The organism is Mesorhizobium sp. M5C.F.Ca.IN.020.32.2.1, from assembly GCF_004023105.1.
Taxonomy (GTDB): domain Bacteria; phylum Pseudomonadota; class Alphaproteobacteria; order Rhizobiales; family Rhizobiaceae; genus Mesorhizobium; species Mesorhizobium wenxiniae.
Genome location: NZ_RZSX01001338.1, coordinates 1 through 1,087 on the forward strand (window position 1 = coordinate 1; position 1,087 = coordinate 1,087).

Here is a 1,087-nt window from a genome sequence, read left to right on the forward strand (position 1 = left end):
GCACCAGGTGGCGACGCCGGCGAACTGGAAGCAGGGCGAGGACGTCATCATCACCGCCGCCGTTTCCAATGAGGACGCGATCAAGCGTTTCGGCGCCTACGAGACGATCCTGCCGTATCTCCGGAAGACCAAGCAGCCCTCAGCCTGAACGGCCAGGACGCACGGAAGGATTTTCGGCCTTTTTGCCTCGGCCAAGCATGCGGTGCTTGACGGGGTGGCGCTGGCGAACCACCATGCTCTTCTTTTACCCCGGCAGGGAAAACCATTCCTGCCGGGTGGGCGTTGAGGGAGCCGAGATTGGACGCGACATCGGCCAAGCTGCAGGTGGCAGGCTTTTACGACAAGCCGAGCGGGTCCATCCAGTATGTTGTCGCCGACCCACAGACGCGACGATGCGCAATCATCGATCCCGTTCTTGATTTCGATGAGAAATCCGGCGCCACGGCGACGAAGAATGCCGACGCGATGCTCGAGTTCATTAGAGATCAACGGCTGGTCGTCGAATGGATTCTCGACACGCATCCCCACGCCGACCATTTCTCGGCGGCGCACTATCTCAACGAGAAGACAGGAGCGCCTACGGCGATCGGCGACAAGATTATCGACGTCCAGAAATTGTGGAAAGCGATCTACAACTGGCCGGATTTTCCTGCCGACGGATCGCAGTGGAACAGGCTGTTTGCCGACGGCGAGACCTTTTCGGTCGGCGGCATTCCGGCAAAGGTGCTTTTTTCGCCAGGCCACACACTGGCCTCGATTACGTATGTGATCGGCGACGCCGCTTTCATCCATGATACGCTGTTCATGCCGGACAGCGGCACGGCAAGAGCGGATTTTCCCGGCGGCAGTGCCGCGCGACTCTGGCGCTCGATCCAGGATATCCTTGCGCTACCGGACGAGACACGTCTGTTCGTCGGTCATGACTACCAGGCGGAGGGGCGCGAACCCTTGTGGGAGAGCACTGTTGCAGAACAGAAATCCAAGAACACCCATGTTGCCGCCTGCAGGACAGAGGCGGATTTCGTAGCGTTGCGCGAGGCACGCGACAGGACGCTGCCGATGCCGAGGCTGATCCTGCACGCGCTGC

General features: G+C 60.4%; 1 protein-coding gene and 1 pseudogene. Both read left to right on the forward strand.

What is annotated here, in order from left to right; genetic code table 11:
• Positions 1-148 (forward strand): annotated as a pseudogene (locus EOA86_RS35795) (peroxiredoxin); the annotation flags it as partial.
• A 149-nt stretch (positions 149-297) separates the two neighbouring features.
• Positions 298-1,087, forward strand: a 790-nt coding sequence (locus tag EOA86_RS35800; RefSeq protein WP_164892374.1) for an MBL fold metallo-hydrolase, incomplete at its 3' end; no start/stop codon positions are given.